Origin of the sequence: Embleya scabrispora DSM 41855 (genome assembly GCF_000372745.1) — a bacterium.
Taxonomy (GTDB): domain Bacteria; phylum Actinomycetota; class Actinomycetes; order Streptomycetales; family Streptomycetaceae; genus Embleya; species Embleya scabrispora.
Genome location: NZ_KB889562.1, coordinates 41781 through 61614, shown reverse-complemented (window position 1 = coordinate 61614; position 19834 = coordinate 41781). Strand labels below are relative to the sequence as shown.

Sequence of the window (19834 nt, the reverse complement as noted above, 5' to 3'; positions counted from 1 at the left end):
GCCGGACTATCCGGGCCGGGTTCGACCCTCGCCCGGGTCCGGCCCGGCCGCCGCGAAGCGCTGTTCGGCGTCGCGCAACATCCGTTGGCTGGACAGGCGGTCCTCGGCCACGGCCCACAGCCGCAGCAGGATCTCCCGGTAGGCGTCGATGTCCGTGCGTCGGCTCAAGTACGTGGCACTGTTGGCCTGTTCCAGGTAGATCATCTCGCTCGGTCCGCCCGAGGCGAAGCGCAGGTACGTCATCGGCGACGGCGGGGTGATGCTGGCCGCCCGGTCGAAGCGCACGACGCGGATGTTGATCCGGTCCCGAGCCGACTCCGCCAACAGGTGCCGCATCTGCTCGGCCATCACCTGCGGACCACCCACCGGCCGCCGCAGGATGCCCTCGTCCAACAGTGCGGTCAGATCCGGACGGCGCTCGTCGGCGAGCAACGCCTGTCGCTGGCACCGCAGTTCGAGCCGACGCTCGACCTCCTCCTCGGCCGCGCGGGGCAGCCCGGTGCGCACGATCGCACGGGTGTACGCGGGCACCTGCAACAGGCCCGGAACGACATGCACCTCATACGTGTCGATCTTGGTGGCCGCATCCTCCATGCCGATCAACCGGGCCAGCCAGCCCGGCATCACATCGCTGTAGTGGCTCCACCACGCGCGCTCCAGTGCCTTCTTCAGCAACTCCTCTATCTCGGAGAGGGATTGCTCGTCGTGGACGCCGTAGAAGCGGACCAGATCGAAGACGTCCCGGGCGCGCGGCGGGCTCTCACCCCGCTCCAGCCTGCTGATCTTGGACATCGACGCCCGAATCGCCTCGGCCGCGTCCTTGAGTCCCTTGCCGTTGTCCAGTCGCAACTTGCGCAGCGTGGCGCCCAGGACCTTCACGGCGGCGGCCGGACTGCTCTGCTGGGTCAGGGACACCACGGGTGCGATCGACGGGACGCGGGCCGGTCGGTCGGCGGACATGCGAGCTCCAGGAATGGGCGTGTCGACGCGCGCCATTATCCCGAGTCGGAACCCGCGTGTCCGTCGATCCGGTCGGTCGAAATCCGGTCGAACCGCCGAGGTCAGTCGATCAAGAAGTCGAACTCGCCGCACTTGGCGCCCGCCACGAACGTGGCGAGCTCCGCTCGCGAATAGACCAGGGCCGGCCCCCGCGCGAACCGGGAATCGCGGACCGCGATCTCCCCGCCGGGCAGCGCGGCCAGTTCCACGCAGTTGCCCTCGGCCGTGCTCGCACTGCTCTTCACCCACGTCACGGACCCGAGCGAGTCCGCCGGATCCCCGTTGCCGGCACGCATCCCCATCACCCTTTCCGATCCCGCTCGCTCGTGACCCGCACGGCGCGATCACGGACGCGACCACCGTCGTGCAAAGCCACCTGCATTTGCATCATGGAACCGACGAGAAGCCTAGTCACGGGAAGCTCGACGCGAAGTCCCCCTAAAGAGTGCCCGTATACCGGACGCACCGATCCGGTCGTCGGCCCGGTGCCCACCCCGGATCGGACCCCTCGAAATCCGGTCACCGCGACCCGAATTCGGCTGGAATCAAGGGTTTTGCCGCAGCCCCGAGCGAACTTGACGGATGTCCAACGGATGGTCACAAGATCCTTGCGCGCAGTTGGCAAACGGGGCTTGTGGCATGCCGCCGCAATGGCGTAACAAGGAACCCGCTGATGGTGTGACACAGCTGATCGGCGTGCCCCGCACCGCGGTTCCCGACCGCGGAACCCGACGGCAGGGCCCGCGTCGTACGACCGGAACCACCAACGCACGACCGGAACAGGCGGGACATTCCACGTCCCCGATTGCGACACACCGCTCCGGCCCCGCGGGGAGCCGTCGGCGGCGTTCCCGACGAGCAACGCTGTGCCCACCTTCCCCGCACAGCGTCGCGGTGCGGGCCGCGCCCGGGGGAAGGGGAACGCTGCAGTGGAACCGGAGCGGGTGTCCGAACTTTCCGATCTGCTGGCGCACGCACGCGCCTCCCGAACCGGCGCCGGCGGTCGCGCCGTGATCATCCGCTCCCCGTCCGGGATGTGGTGCCGCGACCTGCTCGTGGAGTTCACCGACCGGCAACGCCGTGCCGGCGCCGCGCCGATCCTGGTCTCCTGCCAGCACCGCGACGCCGGCGAACCCTTCGCGGCGTTACGCCAGTTGCTCACCGGTCTCGATGACGCGGCGGACACCCCCGGAGACGGCCGTTTCGACGAACTGCGCCGGGCCCTGCCGCACGCGGTCCCCGACAACGATCGGCAACTCTTCGACGAGCTCTACGAGGCGCTGCTGCCCGCCGTGCGTCGGTGCCCGCGGGTGATCGTCGCCGACCACGCGCAATGGATGGACGACGCCTCGCTGCGCTGGTTCGCCTACCTGGTCCGGCGCCTGTCCCGGCTGCCGCTGCTGGTGGTCCTGGGCGTGCGCACCGACGACGACCTGCCCGCACGGGACGTGCTCGAGGACATCGGCGCCCAAGCCGCATGCCACGCGAGCACGCTGCGCCCGCTGTCCGTGCACAGCGCCCGCGAACTCGTGCAACGGGCCTACGCCGGTCGCGTCCCCGACGACCCGTTCGTACGACTGTGCCACCACGTCACCGGCGGCGTGCCCGAATACCTCGCCCGACTCGTCGACGCCCAACTCCAGGCCGGGCTGCCGCCCGAACTGGGCACCACCCGCTCCACCGGCCACGTCGACGGCCGACCCCGGCTCACCCGGGCCGACCACATCCGCCGGATCGCCGCCCGGATCGAGGCCGCGGCGGTGACCACCCGACTGGCCCGCCAACCCGAGCGGGTCCGGGCGTTGGCCCAGACCACCGCGCTCTTCGGCGACGGTGCCGACCTGGACATCGTGGCCGACCTGCTGGGCACCGGCCCGGACCGGCTGGACGGCCCACTGGCCGAGCTGGTCCGCATCGGCGCGCTGCGCCGGGCCCCGGCCGGCAGCCGGCTGATGTTCCGCACCCCCGAGTTGCGCGACGCCGTGCACGACACCATCGCGGAGACGCTGCTGCGCGACCGACACCTGCGGGCCGCGCGCCGCCTCGGCGACTACGGCGCGCCGGTTACGCGCGTCGCCGAGCACCTGCTGCGGATCGACACGTTGGATGTGGACGACCACGCGTGGGCGGGTGCGGTGCTCTACCAGGCGGGCCGTGCCGCGCTGGAGGCCGGTGCCACGCTGCGCTGCGCCGAGTACGCCCGGCGCGCGCTGCGCGACGACCCGGCGCCCGAACAGCGCGCGCGCCTGCTCGTGCTGCTGGGCCGAGCCGAGGTGCCCACCGCGCCCGAGGCCGCCGGCCGCCACCTGGAGGAGGCCCTGCGGCTGCTCACCGATCCGGCCGAGCGCGCCGAGGCGGTCCTGGAACTGTGCCACGCGCACGTACTGCGCGAGGGCGACTGCGTCGAGTCGGTGATGCGCCCGACCCGCGGCACCGCGTCCCGGTTGGGCGAACTGGCCGAGCGGGACTGCCCCGACCCGGACCTGCGGCTGCGGCTGCGCGCCGTGGTGCACCAGGCGGGGCCCGGAAACGCCCACGCGGCCCGCGAACTGCCGTACGGCGCCGACCCGTCGACGGATCTCACCAGGGTGACCGGAGTCACCGCGGGCGAACGCGAACTGCTCGCCGCGTTGGCCTCGGACAGCGCGTGCCGGGCCGAACCCAGCGCGGTGGCGCTGGACCTGGTGGAGCGGGCGCTCGCCGGAGAACCGCCGCGAGGCGGTGCCTCGGCGCTGCTCCTGCTGCGCAGCGTGGTGGTGCTGGCCTGGGCCGGCCGGCTGGACGAGGCCCGTGCGTGGGCCGCCGGCCTGACCGCGAGCGTCGCGGTCGGGCCCGCGCACTCGCGGATCGGCCTGCCCGCCGTGGTGGCGCACTGTCTGTGCGCGGACATCGCGCTGCGGGCCGGGAACCTGTCCGAGGCGCTGGCCGAGGCGCGTACCGCGAGCCGACTCGCGCGCGGCCCCGAACTGTCCGCCCTCGCCCAGTTGACCCGTGTGCAACTGGCCCGCATCCGAGTGGTCCTGGGCCAGTACGACACCGCCGCCGTGATGTTGCGCGGAGCGTTGGGCGTACCCCGCGCGCGGGCCACCGCGCTCGGTGTGCGCGGGCGATGTCGCCATGCCACGGGAGACATTCGAGGAGCACTCGCCGACCATCTCGAATGCGGCCGACGGCTCGCCGAACTGGGCATCGTCAACCCGGCGTCGAACGACTGGCGAGGCGGCGCGGGACTGGCACTGACCGAACTGGACCGGCGCGCCGAGGCGGTGCCGTTGCTGGACGAGGGACTGGAGACGGCCCGGCGTTGGGGCGCCGCGGCCACCATCGGCGAGGCGCTGCGCAACCGCGCGCGGGTCGAACCCCCGCGCGCCGCCGCCCGACTGCTGGAGGAGTCGGTCGCGGTCCTGGAGAACTCCGGCGCCCGACTGCAACTGGCCCAATCCCTCGTCGAGTCGGGCCGGGTGTACGCGCTGGCCGGACAGCCGGCCGCGGCCCGGCAGTCGTTGCGGCGCGGGATGGGCCTGGCCCAGGAGTGCGGCTGGGACCTGCTGGTCGAGCGGGCGCACAAGGACCTGCTGGCCTGCGGTGGCCGGTTGCGCCGCACCAGCCTGTCCGGCCCCGGCTCACTGACCCCTTCGGAACGCCAGATCGCCGAACTCGCCGCCGCCGGGCACACCAACCGGGCCATCGCCGAGTTCCTGTGCGTCACGCGCGGCACGGTGGAGGTGCATCTGACGCACGTCTACCGCAAGTTGGGCATCTCCGGCCGCGCCGCGCTGTCCAACCGCCTGGCGCCGAAGTAGCGATCCGCGCCGCCCGAACGGCACCGGCACGCCCGATCCGCGACGACCGCACGCGCTCCGTGCCTCAACGCACCCGTCCGCCGACCACGAAGCCCAGCAGCAGGGTGAACCCGTCCAGTGCGACGAACCGCTCCCACGCGGCCATCGCCCGGGCGTACGCGCCCAAGCCCACCGCGCCGCGCTCGACCAGCGGGAGCAACCGCTCCGGCGACAACTGCGGAGCCAGCGCGGCGACCCCGCCGACCTCGTCGCTGGTGTAGGCGAACGGCCGTACGACGATCTCCGTCAGACCCGCCGCGCGCAGGATCCGCGGCAGCCGGCGCGCCACCAACCGGTCCCCGCCGTCCGCCGCCTGGGCCGAGCCCAGCGCGCGGTAGGCGTCGGCGGAGAAGGCCGACAGATCCGGGTCCGCGCAGCCCCACAGCCCGGCGTCCACGTCCACGACGGCGAACCAACCGCCGGGCCGCACCAGGCCCGCCAGAGCCCGCGCGGCGCCGACCGGGTCGGCGAGATGCTGGAAGACGTACCGGGCCAACACCAGATCGAACTCCGCGGGGTGCAGCGGCGGCCGGGCCACATCGCCGGCCACGTAGCGAATCCCGTCGACGGGTCGCTCCGCCCGCGCCACCGCCAACAGCCGCTCGTCCGCGTCCAATCCCACCACCCGGGTACCGGGGTCGGCCAGTTGTCTCCGCAAGCGCCGGGTGACCGCGCCCGTACCGCATCCCGCGTCCAGCACCGCCCCACCCGCGGCGGGCGCCCACTCGGCGAGCACCCGCCACTCGTGCGCCCAGCTCAGCTCCGCCTGGGTCTCCAAACGGCGCACCTCGCTCGGCACCCCGCCCCGTTCGGCCTGGGGCCGGTAGCTGCCGCCGGGGTGGACGGTGCCGCTCATCGCGGGTCCCCGTCCCCGAGCAGGTGCGGTGTCATCAGCAGCCCGTCCCGGGGCCGCAGCGTCACCAGCGCCTCCGGGACCACCGGATGGCCGACCACGCCGCGCAGTTCCAGCCGTTGCAGGATGGTGGCCAACACCAGGACCGCCTCCGTGGTCGCGAACGACTGGCCGATGCACACCCGGGGCCCGCCGCCGAACGGCACGTACGCGTGCGGGGGTCGAGCCTGCCGCGCGGTCGAGGTGAAGCGCTCGGGCCGGAACTCCTCCGGCGCGTCCCACACGCGCGGGTGCCGGTGCAGCGTCCACGGACTGATGCACACCAGGGTCCCCCGGGGCACCGGCAGCCCGTCGAGCACGTCCTCCGTGTCGGCCCGCCGGGAGATCAGCCACACCGGCGGATACAACCGGATCGCCTCCTCCAGGCAGCGCCGGGTCAGCTCCAGACGCGGCAGATCCGCGGCCCGGGGCGCCCGGCCGCCGAGCACCTCGGCCAACTCCGCCCGGACCGCCGCCGCGTGCTCGGGATGCCGGTCCAGCAGATGCACCGTCCAACTCAGCGCCTTGGCGGTGGTCTCGTGCCCGGCCATCACCATGGTCAACACCTGATCGTGCAACTCGCGATCGCTGAACGCGTCCCCGTGCGCGTCGCGTGCCGCGAGCATGGCGTCCAGCAGGTCCGCGGGCCGATCCGGCGGCGGCCCCGTATAGCGCCGAGCGGCCACGAGCATGCCCACCACGCGCTCCAGGAAGGTCTGCGCGGCCAGATACGACCCGCGCAGGCCGCGAAACGCGGCGTCGGCCACGACGGGCGCGGTCGGCTCGCCGTCGAAGTGGCCGATGAAGCGATTGATGTCGTCGACGGCCCGCCCGAACCCGGGCCCGGCCGCGGCCAGATCCGCACCCAGCAGCGCGTCCGCGACGATCCGCAGGGTCAGCGCGGTGAAGTCGTGGTCGACCCGCACCGGCCGCCCGTGACGCGCCGCCTCGCTCCACGCATCGGCCAGATCGGCCGCGGCATCGGTCATCAGCGTGTCGAACGCCTCCACCTGCCGGGCCCGGAACGCCGGGGCACACAAGCGGCGTTGCCGCTCCCAGACCGGCCCGTCGCTGGTCAGCAGGCCGGTGCCGAGCAGCGGTGTGAGCATGAAGTCGTCGGGGGTGCCCGCCTTCGTCCACGCGGTGTAGTTGTCCTTGAGGATGTGCCGGACCAGATCGGGCCGATTGACGAACCACACCACCTCGCCCCGGGTGCGATGGCTGCACAGGTCGCCGTACTCGGCGGCGAGTTCGGTGAGGAAGGCCAGCGGATCCTCCCGGATGCCGGCAAGGTCGAGTTCGTCGGCGGGCCCGGGCGGGCGCCGGCGTACCGGGGATTCGGACATGGGAGACCTCCAGGGCGGCGGACGGCAGGAACCGGTGTCGGACGCGAACTCGGCGGGGGATCGAAGACACGTCCTAGGCCATCTGGCGTTGCACCAGGCGATGGAACAGGCCGTCCTCGTCGGCCAGCAACTGATCCGGCGGCCCCTGCTGCACCACCCGCCCGGCGTCGAGCACGACGATGCGATCGGCCTGCATGACCGTGGACAACCGGTGCGCGATGATGATCCGGGTGGCGTTGAGCCGGCGGGTGCTCTGGGTGACCACCTCCTGTGTGCGGTTGTCCAGCGCGCTGGTCGCCTCGTCGAAGAACAGGATTCGTGGTCGGCCGATCAACGCGCGGGCGATCATCAGGCGTTGCCGCTGTCCGGCGGACAGGGTCACCGCGCCGTCGTTGAGGACGGTGTGCATGCCCATCGGCATCCGACCCAGATCATCGTCCAGACCGGCCATCTCGGCGGCCTCCCAAGCCTCGTCGAGGGTGTAGTTGCGCAGCCCGCAGATGTTGTGCAGCACGCTGCCCGCGAACAGTTGCCCGTTCTGCAACACCACGCCGAACTGCCTGCGTACGGCCGCCACATCCAGCGACGCGAGGTCCTGCCCGTCGTAGAGCACCGAACCGGTGGTCGGCTCCTCGAAGCCGATCAACAACCGCAGCAGGGTCGACTTGCCGCACCCGGTCGGCCCGACGACGGCCACGAACTCGCCCGGACGAGCCCGCAGGTTCACGTCCTCCAGCACCGGCGGGCTGTCCCGGTGATAACTGAAGGACAACCGGCTGACCTCGATGCCGCCGTACAGATCGCCGGGCGGCTGCTTGGACTCCAACACCTCGGGCAGCGCCCGCAGCACCGGCTGCACGCCCTCGTACAACGGCACCGCCGCGGCCACCATGGTCACGCTCGCGGTCATCTGGAGCATCGCGCCGAGCATCACGGTGAACGCGACGTTGAAGGACAGGAAGTCGCCGACGTCCAACTGCCCGGCCGCCGGCCCGGCGACCATCGCGAACAGCACCAGGGTGCAGGCGAGCAGGTATGCCGAGTTGAACACCGTGACCAGGTTCTGCAACCGACGGGTGCGCACGGTCAGCGTGCGACCGCGGGCGAAACCCATCGCCCAGAACGCGAACGCGCGGTCCTCGGCAGCCGCGACCCGCAACTTCGGCAACCCCGAGAGCAGTTGGAACATGCGCCCGGACAACGCGTGTTCCTCAGCGACCAGTTCACGCTGACGGCGCATCTGGCGCAATCCGGCGATCGCGCAGACCGCGCCGCCCAGCAACGCGAGCAGGGCGGCGAGCAGCGCGAGCGGCACGCTGTAGAAGAACAGCAGCCCCAGATCGACCGCGAAGACCAGGAACGCGGGCACGAACAACGCGGTGACCCCGCTGAGGATCTCGCGCAACCCGCTGATGCCCATCGCGGCGCTGCTCAGCGAGCCGGCGGAGACGGACCCGAAGAACCCGGTGGGCAACCGCAACAGCCGATCCCATACGGCCGCCTGCGCGGACGCCTCGAACCGGCCCTCGATCCGCAGCAGGGACAGATTCTGCACCGCCCCCAGGGCCGCGGCCAGCAGCGCGGACGCGATCAGCACGATGCACATTCGAGTCACCAGGGCCCGATCGCCCTGCGGCACGAACACGCCGAGCACCTTGCCGGTCAGCACCGGTACCAGCAGGCCGAGCAGGGCCGCCGCCAACCCGCAGGCGAGCATGACCGACAGATCGCGCGCGCTGCCCCGGATGCCGAAGCGCAGCAGCGCACCCGGGCCACCGGGCTGCTCCGGGAGCGCCGGGTGGAACATCGTCGCGCGATGCTCCAAGGTGCCGGCCAGCGCCCGGGTCACCGGCTTCCAGTCGGCGCCGGCCGGGTCGAGTACGTGATAGCGCCGTCGCCGCCACACCAGCGCCACCGGTCGGCGGGATTGCGGATCCTTGTCCACCGCGCGCACGTGGCCGACCAGAGGGCCCGAGTCGGTGCGCCACCAGCGGTTCGGCAACTGCACGTCGCGCACCCGGAAGCCGGACGAGACCGCGATTCGCTCCAGCGGGTCCAGCCGGGCATCGGAGGCTTCCGAGGTGCCCGACCGGGTGACCTGGACACCGCCGGCCTGCCCGACCACCCGGGCCACCGCGAGGTAGTCGTCCTGGTCGGCCGCGTCCAGGCCGGGCCGGTGGGCCGGCCGGTACGGGTCGAGCACCGCGCCCAGCGCGCGCGAGGAGCGGCGCAGCGCGTCCGCGTCGACCAGCCGCCGGGCGTCCAGTTCCCGTCCCGCGCTGCCGCGTCGGCCGCGCAGCCGCTCGTCCACGCGCTGCATCAGGGTGTGCTGGTGGCGGGCCAGGTCGACCGCGAACACGGCCTCCGCGAGCACGTCGCGCGTACGGACGACGTGCACGAAGGCGCCGCCGGCGGAGTACAGCCAGTCGGCCGCGCCGATCGCGATCCGGCCGCCGAAGCCGACCGTGGGCACCACCTCGGTATCGAGCCCGGCTGCGACTGCGGGTCGGGCCGCGGCGCCCGGTCCGCGCTCGTCGGGCTCGGTCGGTTCCCCGTCCGACCCACCGATGGACACCGCGCCGGAGAGCACCCGCACCCACAGCGTGCCCTCGACCGAGCGGGCCGAGCCACCGGCGGGCAACTCCGCGCCGTCCCCGGCCTCCAGAGCGGTGAAGGTACGCGGGGGCAGGCCCATCCGGACCGCGTCCGCCAGCGCGCCCAGGCCGCGGTCCAGACCGACCGCGAAGCATCCCGCGAACGCGTCGTGGCCCGCCGCGGCGGTGAGTACGTCGGTGAGGGCGGCGGTGCGCACGGTGCCGCCGGGCAGCGGTTTGCCCAGCATCGCGGTCCCGCCCGCGGGCACTCCGCACAGCACGGTGCCGGCGCCGACCCGACACAGGAACTGCCAACGGCCGCCCTCCTCCTCGGTGGTGGCGAATACGTCCACCATGCCGGTGGTGACGAACCACACCTCGCGCGCGCCGACGAGCGGGAAGGCACCGGCCACCGCGGGCCCCACCCGGTCACCGAGCGCGTGCAGGTCCAACGGCGTCTCGTCGGGCGGCTCGGTGGGTTCGAAGCCCTGCCGGGGCTCGGTCATCCTGCTTCCTCCATCGGGCGGTTCGCGAGTGGTGGGCAAAGCGGCCGAGGCGCCCGGCACATCCCGGGCGACCAGGCGTCGAGGCAGCGAAAGCGGCGGGCCCGCCGGGCGCGGGCGGGGCGGCGCGAGGGACACCCGCTACTGGTCGCGGATCAGTTCGGCGTACGGCCCGGCGACCGCGGCGAGCGTGTGGTGGTTTCCGCGTTGGGCGACCCGGCCCTGTTCGAGCACGACGATCTCGTCGCTGTCGCGCACCGTGGACAGGCGGTGCGCGATGATCACGCACGCGCAGCCGCGTCGGCGCAGGTTGTCGTCGATGGTCGCCTCGGTCTGCGCGTCCAGCGCGCTGGTGGCCTCGTCCAGGATCAGCACACTGGGATTGCGGACCAGGGCGCGGGCGATCTCCAGGCGCTGACGCTGGCCACCGGAGAAGTTCTTGCCGCCCTCGGACACCGCGCTGTGGATGGTGCCGGGACGCGCGGCGACCACGTCGTACACCGCGGCGTCGCGCAGCGCGGCCACGACCGCCTCGTCCGGGATCGAGTCGTCCCAGAGCGTGACGTTGTCGCGCACGGTGCCCTCGAACAGGAAGATGTCCTGGTCCACGAAGGCGACCGCGGTCCCCATCACATCGCGCGGATAGTCCCGCCGAGGCCGGTCGTCGAAGAGCAACTCGCCGCTCCACGGCTCGTACAGCCCGGCGATCAACCGACTCACCGTCGACTTGCCGCTGCCCGAGCCGCCGACCAGGGCAACCCGCTCGCCGGGGCCCACCCGCAGCGAGAAGTCGTCCAGGAGCGGTTTGCCCAGTGGGCTGTAGCCGAAGGTGACGTGCGCGAGTTCGATGCGACCGGCGAGTACCGGGGTGCTGTCGTGCCCCTCGCCGAACCGGGCCCGGCCGGCCTGTTCGTCCGCCGGGAACTCGGCTGCGGGCGGGAACTTCTCGATGTCCTTGAGCCGGTTCAGGTCGGCGGTGACGTCCTGCAGACGTGGCCCGAGGTTGGCCAGTTGGGCCACCGGCCGGCTGAACGAGGTGATCAGCGTCTGGAAGGCGACCAGCAGGCCGATCGACATGTGTCCGTCGATCGCCCGCAGTCCGCCGATCCACAACAGCAGGCCGCTGTCGACGGCGGCCAAAAGCGGCGGGACCACGGCCAGGACCGAGGTCGGCGCCCCCAGGGACTGCTGCCCGGTCACCACCCGGGCCTGGAATCCGGCCCAGCGCTTGAAGTAGTCGCCCTCGGCGCCCGACGCCTTGAGCGTCTCGATCAACTGGAGCCCGTTGAACGACGCGGCCACCAGCCCCGAGCGGTCCGCGCGCAAGCGGGCCACGGTGTCGGTGCGCATCCGGGCGACCAGTTTGAGCACCACGATATTGAGCATCGCCACGCCCACCCCGACCACGGTGAGCTGGGCGTCGTAGGTCCACAACAGGCCCGCGTAGACCACCACCAGGAGGGTGCCGACCGCGGTGGTGGCCACGTCGCGGGACAGGATCTGGGCGATCGTGGCGTTCGAGGACACCCGCTTGCCGATCTCGGCCGGGCTGCGCTGGGTGAAGAACACCACGGGCAGGCGCAGCAGATGGCGCACCACGCGCACCGAGCTGCGGATCGAGGACGCGGACTCGACGCGCAGCAGGTGGGTCTGTTGCAGCATGGTCAGCCCCACCGTGACCACCGCCGCCAGGCCCATCGAGGCGAGCAGCGCGGGCAGGAACGAGTGGTCGCCGCCGGTGAGCACCCGGTCGATGAACACGCGCGTGAACGCGGGCGTGGCCAGTCCCGGCAGGATCAGCAGCAGGCTGGCCAGCAGGGCGAGCAGGAGCGCGCCGCCGCTGCTGCGGTAGCGCGCCCGCAGATCGGCGAGCAGCCGCGGCGGGCGCCCGCCGCGGCGAAAGTCCGGGCCGGGCTCGAAGGTGAGCACGATGCCGGTGAACGCGGCGTCGAACTCCTCGGCGGTGACCACCCGACGGCCCTGCGCCGGGTCGTTGAGGCGGATCACCGGGCGGCCGAGTCGGCGGGCGGTGCCCTCGTAGACCACGAAGTGATTGAACTTCCAGAACAGCACGGCCGGCGGCCGGCTGCGGACCAGCGCGGTCGTCTCCATCTGCATGCCGCGCGCGACCATCCCGTACGCGCGCGCGGCGCGCAGCAGGTTCGCCGCCTTGGCGCCGTCCCGGGAGACGCCGCACGCGTGCCGCAGTTCCTCCAGCGGCACATGCCGCCCGAAGTGGGCGAGCACCATGGCCAGCGCGGCGGCGCCGCACTCGACACCCTCCAACTGGATGACGGTGGGGGTGCGGACCGACGTCCGGCGTTCGGTGGACTCGCGGCGGCGCCGTCCGCGCTCGGCCGGGGCGGGGGAACCCGGGGGTGCCCCGGCCGGCGGGGGCGAGGTGGTGGTCATCCGGGAAGCAGCCAATCGAGCGGGCGTTCGCCGGGCAGGCGGGCGAAGCCGGTGATGGGGGTCTGCGAGTCGATCCGGAACGGCGGGCCGGCCTTGTTGGTCCACCGGTAGCCGCTGAGCGTGCGCGGATCGGTCTCCAGGTCGACGGTGATCCGGACCGCGCCGCCGGCGGACAACAATCGGGCCGCGGCCTGTTGGTCGCCGCCGAGGAAGTCGCTCACCTGCTGGGCGGTGTAGGGGAACTGGTCGATCGCGGTGATCCGGCCGCGCAGCAGTCCGAACGCCTGGGACGGCGCGGACTGCACGGACACGTCCACCTTGGTGCCCGGCCGCAACATGCCGGCGCTGCGCGGCGAGACGAACAACGTGGCCAGCAACCGGTCGTCGTTGGCGTCGGTGCGCTCGACGGTCATGAACGTGGTGCCCACCGCGATGTACTGGCCGCTGGAGACCAGGACGCCGATCACCCGGCCGGCGAACGGCGCGCGGACGATCTGGGTCGCGCCCTGCTGGTCGACCACGGACAACACCGGAGTGCCCTTGGGCACCAGCGTCGCGGAGTCCACGAACAGGTTGGACACCAGGCCGGTCTGCGGGCTCTGTACGCGCGAGACGCCCAGCGGGTGGGTCAGGATGCCGGGCACCCGAACCTTGCGGGGCACCGTGCCGGTCGCCGACCACACGGTGGCGCAGCCGACCAGCAGCGCCAGGGCCAACAGCAGCGCCCACGAGCGCGGGCGCGCCAGGCGGATCGGCGCGTCCAACTCCTCGGGCGCCTTCAGCGCCTCCAGGGCCTCACGACGAAAGTGCATCGCGGCCTCCCGTCGGGCCGGCGCGCTCCGGATGGTCCGGCTCGACACGGTCCGGTCGGGGGCCGATCGTGCCGAGCAGGAACTCGCCGACGCTGCCCTCGTGTTCCCACCGGTTGCCGGTGGCCAGCGCGAACATGTCCGAGTCGCCGCCGCCGAGCCCGCACGCGGCCAGGCCCATCGCGCCGGCGACCAGGTACATGGTCTGGTAGAGCACGCCCACGTGCTTGAGTACGAGCGCGTAGCCCATCGTCTGGTACTTCCACATCACCCGACCGAAGCGCGCGCTGACCACCAGCACCACCTGCGGCGGCGTGGCCATCAGCGACGTCGCGCGCGCCACCTCGGACAGCCGGTGCACCGCCGGGCCGGGCTCGGCGACGCGTTCCAGGCGATGACCCTGCGGGTCGTAGTGGTAGAGCCCGGGCGCGACGCCCTCGACGTTGTTGATCAGCGGGTACAGCTCCAACTCGTGGCAGCGCCCGCCCGAGGGGTAGGGGCGGTCGCCGATCTCCTGGCGCTCCTCGTGGAAGATCGCCCGGTTGCGGGCCGAGCGGTAGAGGAACTCGCCCAGCCGGTCCAGAGTCAGCGGCGCCGCGTCGTCGTGCACGCGGATCGAGCGGCGGCCCTCCAATACCTCGGTGAGCGAGGGATCGGCGCGGCGCACCAGGTCCAGGTCCGGACGCGGCAGGTCGATGGTGGGCCCGGCGAACGGCGGGCGCACCGCGGGCAGCGGCGCGGTCGACGCGGCCCGCCAGTAGGTGCCGCCGTACGGCAGGTCGTGTCGGCCGGCCCGGGTGCGGCCGTGAAACCACAACTCGTGCGGCGACCACTGGGCCCGGTCCGGATCGGCGTCCTCGGCCTCGGGATCCACCAGCAGGCCGTGCCGGGCCAGTAGGTCCAACGCACGCTCGACGCCCGGCGGCGGGTCGACGGGTCGGTGCGGCAGGCCGGCGAGCAGCGCGGCCAGTGCCGGGTCGGTCAGTTCGGCGGCGACCGGGGCCAACGGCGACTCCAGCACGGCGTGCTCGCCGTCGCGACGCAGCAGGGCGAAGCGGGACAACCGCAGCCGGGCCCGGTCCACGGCGGCGCCGCGGGTACCGGGCAGGGGTCCCGGGGGCGCGAGCGGACGCAGTGTCAGCAGTGGCCGGCCGGCCACCTCCAGGTGTGTGCCCAGCCAGCCGCCCCTGCGCAACCGGCCCAGCAGCGCGGGCAGTTCGAGCAGCGTCGTCTCGCCGTCGTGCGCGAGCACCGCCCGGTGCAGATCGTCCTCGGCGCACGGGTGCGCGGCGAGCAGTGCGACGGCCGCCGCGACGCCCGGCGACAGGACGCCCAGGGCCAGCCCGCGCGGGCCGAGGAAGAGCAGCGTCGCGCCGTTCGCGGCGGTGTTCACCCGGGCACCCGGGTGCAGGGCGATCCGTTCCACCGGCGTGGACTCGGTGGGGGCGGCGACCGCCGCCGCGGGCGGCGTACCGAGGCTGGTCATGAAACCTCCGGGGGCAGATCGGGCGGAACGAGGTCGCGCCGGGGCGAGCGGGGGCGGCCGGTCCGGCGGCGCGAGGCCGGAACCGGCTCGGCCCGGGGCGCGGGACGAGGCCACGCCCCCGGGCCGCCCGGCGCGCTCAGAAGAAGACGCTGTACGGGTTGAGCTCGGCCTCGGGCGTGGGCGCGTCGAGCCAGCCCAGCCGTACCGGCGTGTCGTACATCCGGCCCGGACCCAGTCGGCGCCAGAAGTGCCGCAACCCCGGCACCATCACCTTGGCCACGTGCAACTCCAGGTCGGGCAACGACTGGTCGAGCACGATCACCTCCAGGTCGACCGCGCGCAGCCGGTCCACCGTGTCGCGGATGTCGCGGGCGATGTCGCCGCTGTGCAGCGTGCCGTAGCCGGCCAGGGTGGTGGCCGGCAGGTGCGCGGCGGGCAGGGCCCACGGCTCGCGCTCGGCGGTGGCGGTGTGCAGCCAGGCCAGGGTGTGCGGGTCGTCCTCCCAATACCTGGTGGTGCCGTCCGGATTGCGGTTGATCACCGCCGGCAGAAACTGGTTGACCTCGGTGAGCGCGCGCAGCACCGCGATCCGCACGTCCAGGTGCGCGCCGAAGCCCAGCAGGATGTCCTCCACCGGGTGGTCGGTGCGGCGCGAGACCGCGGCGAAGGTGGGCACCCCCAGGTCGGTGGTGATGTCGACGACCTCCAGGGTGCGCTGCATCCCTGCGTAGAACTCGCGCAGCGTGTCCACGTACGGCTCGCGCAGCGAGTCCAGGTCGAAACCCGGACGCAGCGCCCGGTTGTACCACCACAGGCCGACCGCGTCCCGCTCGCAGCTCTCGAACAGGCCCTGCATGATCGCCTCTTCGAGAGTGTTCCCGGAGGCGTTGCCGTTGCCGTCGCTGAAGCAGAAGAAGTGCTCGTGCAGGTCGGGGTGGCCGAACCAGGAGTAGCCGGCCGGCACCAGGCGAGGCCGGTCCTCGGTCAGCGACCAGGCACGCGACCAGTGCAGTCGGCGGTCCTCGTCGAAGCGTTCGGGCACCAGGTGCAGCCGCCCGGCCGATTCGCGGTTCCACGTCTCGCGCGTTTCGTACTGCGTGTCGGAGTACAGCAACAGGTCGTACGGGTGCACCGCCAGGTGTGCGCCCAGTTCGGCGAACGAGCCCGGCTCGGTGGACCGGTCGCCGCGCCAGACGCCCGAATAGCGCTCGATCGCCTCGCACACCCCGCTGACCCGCGCCTGTACGTCGCTGCGGCCCTTGCCGCCGCTCTGCCCGCGCAGGTTGCGCCGCAACATGGCGATGTTGTGCCCGGGCACCGCGAAATTGTGGCTCGCCGAGTAGCTGAAGGTGACGCCGTTGTCGACGTCGTTGAGCAGGCGCAGCGAGCTGATCGCGCCCAGCAGCCGGCCGATGTGCTTCTCCAGGCGTTTGAACGTGTCGTCCGGGCGCATCGTGCGGTGGCCGCCCTCGTCGTCGAACACCACCGGCTGATCGGTCAGTTCGATTCTGGGGTCACGGTCCAGGAGCAGCGCGGGGTCGCCGCAGGCCGGGCACTGGGGTTGCCGGATCAGGCGGTGCCGCTCCAGGCGCCGGCTCGGTACGTGCAGCGAGACCAGCACACCCTCGTGCTCGGAGCGGCCGCCGGCCAGGAGTTCGGCGGCGGTCGCCGCGACCAGGTGCGCGGACAGGCCCACCGACCACGCGGTGGCGGCCAGCGACGTGCGGATCGGGTCGTCGGCGACGGTGCCGTCGTCACGGCGCCGCAGGAAGGTTTCCACCTGTTGGTTGCCGGCCAGACGATGAGCCAGGCAGTGCCAACAGCCGGTTTTCCCGGGCACCAGGTAGGGGCCGGTCCACACCTCGGCGCCGGTCGGCTTGACCGGCAGCCACGGCAGCCCCTCGGCGCGCAACCGGGCGTCCATCGCGGCCAGTCGCGGGTCGAGGTAGTCGTCGGTGAGCACCACCGTCAGGTCCGGCCCGCGCCGCCCCTCGACCACCTCGGCGCCCACCTCGGCCGGAGTCACCGGGGTCACCGTCGCGCCGATCTCGCGCAGCGCGGCGACCACGACGGCGGCGTCCACCGCGCCCAGCGCGGCCACCTCGATCCGTGCCTCGCCGAGCCGGCGCAGCGCGGTCGCGGTGTCCAGTCCCAGGCCCTCCCAGGCCGCGGCGACCGCCCGGTCCTCGCCCACCGCGCCGTCCACCAGGTGTCCGAAGCGCTGGAACTTGGAGACGGCGAAGACGACTTCGCCCATCGTGAAGCGCTCGGCCAGCTTCTCGGTGATCTCCGCGATGGTGTGCGTGCCGTCGAGATACGGCAACACCGCGGTGACCGCCTTGCCCTGGACGAGGTAGTGACCGTCCTCGCAGACGAGGAAGACCCGGTCGGGACCGAAGGCGCGAGCGACGAGATGTGCCTTGAGACGAGGCAGGTCCACGAATTCTCTCCCGGCGTAGTCGAAATTCCACAAGCGGCGGTCGACGGCTGCTGCCGGTAATTCTTAGCCGCCGCAGAGGCGCCCGGACAAGGTCGTTTCGGTGATTTCCCGTTGTTTCTCCGGTGCCCGCGCGCACGGGTATGGGGGTACCCCTCGGATCTCTATCGGGGGGTCTTCCCTAACCTTGGGGGGTGCCCCGACTAGCCTTCCGGACCACCGCATTGACCTGCGGGAGGCGGCGGTCGGAGAGCGGGGGAGGGGCGCCGTAACCCTGGGATCCGGCAATTAGGAATTCGGGCATTGACGGGCCGCCGGCCGCCTCCGCATGCTTCCGGTATCGCAGCCGACGTCGATCCGAAACCGGCGTGAACAGGGCACCGGGCAGGTGGGATGCCGTTATTCCGAGCCGATTCGAATCGGTACGGAATTGGCTGCACGACCCGAAGTCGCAACCCAATGAGGGAGAATCGGATGGACCCCAGGGACAGGGCCGCGTTCGTCAGGTCCTACACGAAGGTGCTGACCGCGGCCTGGTCGGACGACGAGTACGCGGCCCGACTCGAGAACGACCCGCGCGCCGCGCTGGCCGAGCACGGCCTGGAACTGCCCGCCGGCGCCACGGTGCGCATCGTGCGCAACCTCGGCGGCGAGCCCGACCTGGACGCCCAGGTCCAGCTGTGGGAGAGCGGCGCCGAATCCGGTTCGTACGAGCTGCGCGTGCCCAACTCGCCGCAGATCGAGCTGCGCGAACTGTCCGAGGCCGACCTCGAATCGGTCGCCGGCGGCGGCCTGGAGACGCCGGATAACCCGGACGGCACCGTGTACTGCTGCTGCTGTTCGCCGTGCTGCTGCTGCACCTGACCACGCGGCACGCTCGACCGACGTCGCGGAGAGGAGGGCTCGCATGGAGCCCAGGGAAAGAGCCGCGTTCGTCGGCTTCTACGCCAAGGTGCTGACCTCGGCGTGGTCGGACGACGACTACGCGGCCCGCTTGGAGGCGGACCCGCGAGCCGCCCTCGCGGAGATGGGCTTCGAACTGCCCGCCGGAGCCACGATCGACATCATTCGTGAGGCCGGCGGCGAGCCCGACCTGGAGGCCCAGGTCCGCGCCTGGACCGAGGGAGCCAAGACCGGTCGGTACGAACTGTGGGTCCTGGACTCGCCGTTGCTGGAGACGCGCGAGTTGTCCGAGGCCGACCTGGACTCGGTCGCGGGCGGCGACGCGTACAGCTGCTCGTGCTCACCGTGCTGCACCAGCACCTGATCGGCCGTTGTTCGCACACCCCGCTTTGCCCGTACACCCGGTTCCGGCGCCTCGGGAGTCGTCCTCCCGAGGTGCCGGAACCGCCCCGTTCCACCGACCCGAGGCGGAGACACATGCCCGGACCAGCCGCGCCGGACGAGCGCACACCGCGCCCGTTCCCGGCGCGCGTGACCTCGACGCCCGGCCGTGCCCGCCGGGCGACTTCGGGCGTTCGGCGCCGTTCGGCCATGCTCGTCGCCGCCCTGCTGCTCGCCGGCGCCGCACTGGCCGGTTGCGGCGACACGCCCGCCGACCCCAAGCCGGCCAAACCCCAGGGCGCCCCGCCCCCGGTGGGCGTCGAACAGGCCGCCCGACTGCTCCAGGAGTACGCCGCGGCGAACACCCGAATCAACGCGAGCCTGGACTCGGCCGGGGTGGACACGATCGAACTGCCGCCCGCCTCGACCGGCAGCAAGGCCGGACTCCAGGTGGCCAAGACCCAGGCGATCGTGGTCCCCACGACCGGCTACGTGCATCCCAGATTCGTCTTCCCCCGGCTGACCGGCCACCCGAAGTTCTTCGTCGCGATCACCCAACTGCTCCAGTCCGACACGGTCTCCCCGTCGCCCAAATACCTGCTGTTCGTGCAGGACCGCGAGGACGCGCCGTGGAAGGTCGCCTACTACCCCTTCGTCACCGACCGCTCCGAGATCCCCGAACTCGAACAGGACGCCGCAGGCGGCGCCCCCGCCGTCACCGACACCGCCGGACTGCTCGCCGACCCGGCCACCCTCGGACGCGCCTACCAGGACTACGCCCAGGGCAAACGCGACCCCAAGGTGCCGCTGTCGCCGACCAGGACGCTCACCGGGCAGCTCACCGGCGGTTGGACCGCCGGCGTGCAGGCCCTGCGTGCCAAGGGCTGCCTCATCGAGCGCACCATCCCCGCCGACGGGCCGCGGTACCCGACCTTCCTGCTGCGCACCCGCGACGGCGGCGTGCTCGCCTTCACCGCCGTGCAGGTCCGGGACACGATGACCGCGTCCGGCGGCAAGGACGGCGTACCGCTGGACGCGGGCAGCCGCGAAGCCGCGCTCGCGGGCAGCCCGGAGGGGGCCAGGGCACCGCAGTATGTGATCGACCGCCTGGTGGTCTCGCTGAGTCACATCCCGCCGGCCGCCGCGCCCGGCACCGGTGTGCAGCTGATCGCCTACGGCGACTACGCGCTATCGGTCACCTGACCCGCGTCGCACCGGTCCACACCCGCC

The 19834-nt window shown here is 72.5% G+C and carries 13 protein-coding genes; 4 read left to right on the top strand and 9 right to left on the bottom strand.

Features of this window, described 5'->3' with window-relative positions; all coding sequences use genetic code 11:
* Positions 1-6: 6 nt before the first annotated feature.
* Both A3IC_RS0102215 and A3IC_RS0102210 read right to left on the bottom strand, forming a co-directional pair.
* Entirely contained in the window at positions 7-960 is a 954-nt protein-coding gene (locus A3IC_RS0102215; RefSeq protein ID WP_020548426.1) for a helix-turn-helix domain-containing protein, read from the bottom strand.
* A gap of 101 nt (positions 961-1061) precedes the next feature.
* On the bottom strand, positions 1062-1295 hold the full coding sequence (locus A3IC_RS0102210; protein ID WP_020548425.1) for a DUF397 domain-containing protein: 234 nt from the start codon (positions 1293-1295) through the stop codon (positions 1062-1064).
* Between the two features lie 648 nt (positions 1296-1943).
* Between A3IC_RS0102210 and A3IC_RS72365 the strand changes: the two genes are divergently transcribed.
* Positions 1944-4802, top strand: coding sequence for a helix-turn-helix transcriptional regulator (locus A3IC_RS72365; protein WP_026217790.1), 2859 nt, complete (start codon positions 1944-1946; stop codon positions 4800-4802).
* Between the two features lie 64 nt (positions 4803-4866).
* Here A3IC_RS72365 and A3IC_RS0102200 read toward each other — a convergent pair whose 3' ends face one another.
* The 7 genes from A3IC_RS0102200 to A3IC_RS52060 form a co-directional block, all read right to left on the bottom strand.
* Positions 4867-5697: a class I SAM-dependent methyltransferase gene (locus tag A3IC_RS0102200; protein WP_020548423.1), complete on the bottom strand. Its 831-nt coding sequence runs from the start codon at positions 5695-5697 to the stop codon at positions 4867-4869.
* Positions 5694-7079 carry a cytochrome P450 gene (locus tag A3IC_RS52070; protein ID WP_020548422.1) on the bottom strand — a complete coding sequence of 462 codons (1386 nt, stop codon included), beginning with the start codon at positions 7077-7079 and terminating at the stop codon, positions 5694-5696. Before A3IC_RS52070 ends, A3IC_RS0102200 begins: the two co-directional genes overlap by 4 nt.
* 73 nt (positions 7080-7152) lie before the next feature.
* Positions 7153-10179, bottom strand: coding sequence for an NHLP bacteriocin export ABC transporter permease/ATPase subunit (locus A3IC_RS0102190; protein ID WP_020548421.1), 3027 nt, complete (start codon positions 10177-10179; stop codon positions 7153-7155).
* A 138-nt stretch (positions 10180-10317) separates the two neighbouring features.
* On the bottom strand, positions 10318-12588 hold the full coding sequence (locus A3IC_RS0102185; protein WP_020548420.1) for an NHLP family bacteriocin export ABC transporter peptidase/permease/ATPase subunit: 2271 nt from the start codon (positions 12586-12588) through the stop codon (positions 10318-10320).
* Positions 12585-13400 carry an HlyD family efflux transporter periplasmic adaptor subunit gene (locus tag A3IC_RS0102180; protein WP_026217788.1) on the bottom strand — a complete coding sequence of 272 codons (816 nt, stop codon included), beginning with the start codon at positions 13398-13400 and terminating at the stop codon, positions 12585-12587. Before A3IC_RS0102180 ends, A3IC_RS0102185 begins: the two co-directional genes overlap by 4 nt.
* Entirely contained in the window at positions 13384-14883 is a 1500-nt protein-coding gene (locus tag A3IC_RS52065) for a SagB family peptide dehydrogenase (RefSeq protein ID WP_020548418.1), read from the bottom strand. Before A3IC_RS52065 ends, A3IC_RS0102180 begins: the two co-directional genes overlap by 17 nt.
* A 136-nt stretch (positions 14884-15019) precedes the next feature.
* Positions 15020-17323 (bottom strand): TOMM precursor leader peptide-binding protein, encoded by a 2304-nt coding sequence (locus A3IC_RS52060; RefSeq protein ID WP_020548417.1) that lies wholly within the window; start codon positions 17321-17323, stop codon positions 15020-15022.
* A 471-nt stretch (positions 17324-17794) separates the two neighbouring features.
* Between A3IC_RS52060 and A3IC_RS0102165 the strand changes: the two genes are divergently transcribed.
* The 3 genes from A3IC_RS0102165 (at position 17795) to A3IC_RS0102155 (ending at position 19807) form a co-directional block, all read left to right on the top strand.
* Entirely contained in the window at positions 17795-18184 is a 390-nt protein-coding gene (locus A3IC_RS0102165; protein ID WP_020548416.1) for a hypothetical protein, read from the top strand.
* Positions 18185-18227: 43 nt separating this feature from the next.
* Complete coding sequence (locus A3IC_RS52055; RefSeq protein WP_020548415.1) at positions 18228-18587, top strand: hypothetical protein; 360 nt, start codon at positions 18228-18230, stop codon at positions 18585-18587.
* A gap of 113 nt (positions 18588-18700) precedes the next feature.
* Positions 18701-19807: a DUF8094 domain-containing protein gene (locus A3IC_RS0102155; protein WP_158695775.1), complete on the top strand. Its 1107-nt coding sequence runs from the start codon at positions 18701-18703 to the stop codon at positions 19805-19807.
* The last annotated feature ends 27 nt before the right edge of the window (positions 19808-19834 follow it).

Bases quoted from the DNA above. Each gene is read 5' to 3' on its own strand.
- A3IC_RS52065 (WP_020548418.1), bottom strand. From the start codon at position 14,883: ATGACCAGCCTCGGTACGCCGCCCGCGGCGGCGGTCGCCGCCCCCACC.
- A3IC_RS0102185 (WP_020548420.1), bottom strand. From the start codon at position 12,588: ATGACCACCACCTCGCCCCCGCCGGCCGGGGCACCCCCGGGTTCCCCC.
- A3IC_RS0102155 (WP_158695775.1), top strand. From the start codon at position 18,701: ATGCCCGGACCAGCCGCGCCGGACGAGCGCACACCGCGCCCGTTCCCG.
- A3IC_RS0102215 (WP_020548426.1), bottom strand. From the start codon at position 960: ATGTCCGCCGACCGACCGGCCCGCGTCCCGTCGATCGCACCCGTGGTG.
- A3IC_RS0102190 (WP_020548421.1), bottom strand. From the start codon at position 10,179: ATGACCGAGCCCCGGCAGGGCTTCGAACCCACCGAGCCGCCCGACGAG.
- A3IC_RS0102200 (WP_020548423.1), bottom strand. From the start codon at position 5,697: ATGAGCGGCACCGTCCACCCCGGCGGCAGCTACCGGCCCCAGGCCGAA.
- A3IC_RS52070 (WP_020548422.1), bottom strand. From the start codon at position 7,079: ATGTCCGAATCCCCGGTACGCCGGCGCCCGCCCGGGCCCGCCGACGAA.
- A3IC_RS0102210 (WP_020548425.1), bottom strand. From the start codon at position 1,295: ATGCGTGCCGGCAACGGGGATCCGGCGGACTCGCTCGGGTCCGTGACG.
- A3IC_RS0102165 (WP_020548416.1), top strand. From the start codon at position 17,795: ATGGACCCCAGGGACAGGGCCGCGTTCGTCAGGTCCTACACGAAGGTG.
- A3IC_RS0102180 (WP_026217788.1), bottom strand. From the start codon at position 13,400: ATGCACTTTCGTCGTGAGGCCCTGGAGGCGCTGAAGGCGCCCGAGGAG.
- A3IC_RS52055 (WP_020548415.1), top strand. From the start codon at position 18,228: ATGGAGCCCAGGGAAAGAGCCGCGTTCGTCGGCTTCTACGCCAAGGTG.